Consider the following 3,908-nt stretch of genomic DNA (forward strand, 5'->3'; position numbering starts at 1 on the left):
GGCGGATGCTTTCAGGCTGACAAGATAATATTTTTAACCTCTAATTCCATTTGGTCTGCTTTCTCTCATATCGCTTTTAGTCTAAACTCCAGTATTAAACTTTTGGATTACGAAAATCGATTTGACGAATTAGAAAATAGTGATAATCCATTTGCAACTGTCGTCATGGCGCATTTGAAAACGCAGCAGACACGCTCATCACCCGAACAACGCAAAATATGGAAATTTAGCTTAATTCGCAGACTATATGATTTGGGGTTAGAAGAGCAGGATATTCGCAACCTGTATCGATTTATCGATTGGGTTATGATATTACCAAAGGCATTAGAAAATCAGTTTTGGGAAGAGTTTAAACAATTTGAGCAGGAGCGAACCATGAGATATGTAACTACAGGTGAGCGCATCGGCTACGAGCGCGGAAAACAAGAAGGGAAACAAGAAGGTGAAAAACAACTGATTTTAAGGTTACTACAAAGACGACTGGGAGAATTATCACCAGAGTTGCAAGAGCGCATCCAATCTCTTTCTTTAAATCAGTTAGAAACCCTTGGCGAAGCTTTGTTGGATTTTAGTGCTATGGAAGATTTGCTGAACTGGTTGCAAGCAAATCAATCAGCTTAAAATCTATTTTATTAACAATGTAAAAAATACATCTACTCACTTGATGATACAGGATTTTTTTAACTAGTTCAATGATTTATTACATTACCAAATAAAAACTTACGAGTGAGTAACAAAAAGGGCAGGTACAAAACCCGCCCTCAAAGCAATAAATATTAAAACTAAACTAGCGATCGCAACTAATTACCAATTTGGGGCGCACTCAAAGAAACCTTTAGTGTTTCGTCTTTTTGCTGTGCTAATGTCGGCACGGAATCACGCAATCTTGCTGTCAATTGTACAGTTGTCGCGTCATACATCTGAGTCAGCAATTTTGGATAGAAACCAATACCAATAATTGGAATCAGCAAACAGGCAATGATAAATACTTCACGGGGTTCGGCATCTATCAAAGCTTGGTGAGAAACTAATTCCTTGTTCTCTTCTCCATAGAAAATTTCTCGCAACATCGACAGCAGATAAATCGGAGTTAAAATTACTCCAACTGCCATCAAAAACACCACAATGACTTTGAAGGTAGAGCTATAAGCATCGCTAGTAGCAAAGCCCACAAATACCATTAATTCTGCTACGAAACCGCTCATCCCTGGCAATGCCAAAGAAGCCATCGAACAGGTGGTGAACATGGCGAAAATCTTCGGCATTCTCTTCGCAACACCGCCCATTTCATCCAACATCAGGGTGTGAGTGCGATCGTAAGTTGCCCCTACAAGGAAGAACAAACTCGCCCCAATTAACCCGTGGGAAACCATTTGTAACACCGCCCCACTCAATCCCAAATCGGTGAAGGAGGCAATACCAATCATCACAAAGCCCATGTGAGAAATTGAGGAGTAGGCAATTTTTCGCTTCAGGTTGCGCTGGGCAAAGGATGTCAAGGCAGCGTAGATGATATTAACTACCCCCAAAACCACCAACACTGGTGCAAAATAAGCGTGGGCATCGGGGAGCATTTGGGCATTCATCCGAATTAAGGCGTAACCGCCCATTTTCAGGAGAATACCTGCTAATAACATGTGTACGGGGGCTGTAGCTTCACCGTGGGCATCAGGTAGCCAGGTATGCAAGGGAATAATCGGCAACTTGACGGCGTAGGCAATTAGGAAGCCAGCATAGAGGGCTAGTTGGAAATTCAGGGCGAAATCTTTTAAGGCGATCGCTCTCATGTCGAACGTCACCGTATCGCCGTAAAATCCCATTGTCAGGGCAGACAGCAAAATAAACAGCGAACCGCCAGCAGTGTATAAAATGAATTTGGTCGCTGCATATTGCCGCCTTTTACCTCCCCAAATCGACAGCAGGAAGTATATCGGCACTAATTCCAGTTCCCACACCAGGAAAAACAACAGCATATCCTGGACGGCGAACACGGCAATCTGACCGCCATACATCGCCAAAATCAAGAAGTAAAATAGCTTGGGCTTGAAGGTGACAGGCCAAGCTGCTAAAATCGCCAGCGTGGTAATGAATCCAGTCAAAATAATTAGGGGCATGGATAAGCCATCTGCCCCTACTGACCAATTCAAACCCATTTGTGGTACCCAGGGGTAACTTTCCACCAACTGCAAATCTGGATTGGAGAAATCATACCCAGTATAAAAAGCATAAACAATTAGTGCAAAATCTATCAGCCCCACGATAAGGGAGTACCAGCGCACTGTTTTGCCTTCTTTATCAGGAATGACGGGAAGAAGTAGCGACGCGGCTATCGGAAACAGAATAATCGTCGTCAGCCACGGAAAATTAGCTATATTCATCACAATTCGTCTGCTATCAAAATCATGTTTGGCAAAAAGTCACTAGTTATTAAGTAACAGCTTTTTAGGGATTTCGTCTTCCTCGTTAGGTTGATTTAATTAAATTGGCAATCCCCCGTTTTTTCTTTTGGTAGCCTTTTTTGACACTTGGGGGTGCGGAATGTGCGTTGTGATACTTCCAGTCCAGTCAAAAATTTACCCTCAAAAAGCCGATAAAATTATAGTTTAGTGGTGTGATGTCTACGACAAGCCGCTCCGCGTCTACGCGTAGCCCAACCCTAAAAATACAAAATGCTGCTTGGTGGTTGTTTAAAAAAGCGATTTGGTACAAAAAAGCCTAGCAGGAGAACTAAACATAATGATAATCGCAGAAATTGAAAGTCAGATTCGTTATGTGACCAACATAAATGGAGAAACAACAGATGTACTCGTCCCTGTAGAACTTTGGCAACAGCTTATAAGTTCCATAAATTCTGATAACGTCAGTGGTTTAGCTTGGATTGATGAACAAGAGCCAAAAGCACAAATATTAGCCGATTTGCAAGAGTCTGTGCGACAAGCAGCAGTAGGACAAACCTTCCCAGTTTCAGAGCTTTGGGACTACAGTAAGCGATTTGATTGAGTTTTTTTAGTAAAATAGACAGGGAAAGTTGATAAAGGAAATTAGATTATGTCATCTCCAGCGATCGCTACTGTAATTAAGATGATGGAATCTTTATCTGAAGATGTGCAAGAAAGAGTTGCAGAACATCTCCGAGAGTACCTAGAAGATTTGCAAGATGAATTGAAATGGAATAAATCATTTAAGAAAACTCAACAACAACTGATTGCATCTGCCCAATCTACTAAAAGAGAGATTGCAGAAGGACTTGCAAAACCAATGAACTATGAAAATTTGTGAAGTCTGCAACTCTTCCTTCGTTTTGGGATAAATATAAGTCCCTTGACAAGCAAGTTAGACAGAGTGCGAGAAAAGCTTATCAGTTATGGCGAGAAAATCCTTTTCATCCGTCTTTGCATTTCAAATGTATAAATAACGAGGAGAATATTTGGTCTGTCAGAATAACTCGCAATTATGGAGCAATTGGGGTTTTGGAGGGTGACACAGTTACATGGTTCTGGATAGGTAGCCATGACGATTATGAAAGCTTTTTTTCATAACACGATCGCTATTTAATTTACCACTTATAATAAAATTCCATATTTTGAATAACCCATCGCTAAAACAGAAACACAAATAAGAACACTAAACTGCATATCTAATAATCTCCAATTCTGTTCCATTATTAACAGCTAACTATGCTTTTTCTAAAACCTGTTCCGTAACTACATCACTTAAATAATATTCACCGCAGTTATCACAAATTTCTGCTGGAACTTTTTTTAATATAAAAATATATTCATCTCTTTCTAATGTCACAGTTACTAAATTTGGTCTGAGAGGGTGACAAGGCAACTCTAAGCTAGATGGGACAAAACTTTGAGAAGATGGTGGAGACAAAAAATAGGGAGCATTTTTGTGGCTCCCCC

Annotated in this window: 6 protein-coding genes; 4 read left to right on the forward strand and 2 right to left on the reverse strand. The window is 40.6% G+C overall.

Annotated features, from left to right (window positions below; genetic code table 11):
• Window positions 1-621, forward strand: a 621-nt coding sequence (locus tag V7K69_RS07305; RefSeq protein ID WP_335032768.1) for a DUF4351 domain-containing protein, incomplete at its 5' end; no start/stop codon positions are given.
• Window positions 622-800: 179 nt separating this feature from the next.
• On the opposite strand, the gene V7K69_RS07310 is transcribed toward V7K69_RS07305, so the two are convergent.
• A complete protein-coding gene (locus V7K69_RS07310; protein ID WP_114084367.1) occupies window positions 801-2,378 on the reverse strand; it encodes an NAD(P)H-quinone oxidoreductase subunit 4 in 1,578 nt (525 codons plus the stop codon).
• 358 nt (window positions 2,379-2,736) lie between these two features.
• Between V7K69_RS07310 and V7K69_RS07315 the strand changes: the two genes are divergently transcribed.
• From V7K69_RS07315 to V7K69_RS07325, 3 genes are read left to right on the forward strand one after another with little or no spacing between them, the layout of a single operon-like run.
• A complete protein-coding gene (locus V7K69_RS07315) occupies window positions 2,737-3,000 on the forward strand; it encodes a hypothetical protein (protein ID WP_335032772.1) in 264 nt (87 codons plus the stop codon).
• Window positions 3,001-3,048: 48 nt separating this feature from the next.
• Window positions 3,049-3,279, forward strand: a complete 231-nt coding sequence (locus tag V7K69_RS07320) for a hypothetical protein (protein WP_335032774.1) — start codon at window positions 3,049-3,051, stop codon at window positions 3,277-3,279.
• Window positions 3,276-3,539, forward strand: coding sequence for a type II toxin-antitoxin system RelE family toxin (locus V7K69_RS07325; RefSeq protein WP_335032776.1), 264 nt, complete (start codon window positions 3,276-3,278; stop codon window positions 3,537-3,539). Before V7K69_RS07320 ends, V7K69_RS07325 begins: the two co-directional genes overlap by 4 nt.
• 136 nt (window positions 3,540-3,675) lie before the next feature.
• Here V7K69_RS07325 and V7K69_RS07330 read toward each other — a convergent pair.
• Window positions 3,676-3,908: type II toxin-antitoxin system MqsA family antitoxin (locus tag V7K69_RS07330; protein WP_335032778.1), on the reverse strand; the 233-nt coding region annotated here is incomplete at its 5' end.

Source organism: Nostoc sp., assembly GCF_036917775.1.
Classification (GTDB): domain Bacteria; phylum Cyanobacteriota; class Cyanobacteriia; order Cyanobacteriales; family Nostocaceae; genus Nostoc.

Coding starts and splice junctions, on each gene's coding strand:
- V7K69_RS07310 (WP_114084367.1), bottom strand. CDS start 2,378: ATGAATATAGCTAATTTTCCGTGGCTGACGACGATTATTCTGTTTCCG.
- V7K69_RS07315 (WP_335032772.1), top strand. CDS start 2,737: ATGATAATCGCAGAAATTGAAAGTCAGATTCGTTATGTGACCAACATA.
- V7K69_RS07320 (WP_335032774.1), top strand. CDS start 3,049: ATGTCATCTCCAGCGATCGCTACTGTAATTAAGATGATGGAATCTTTA.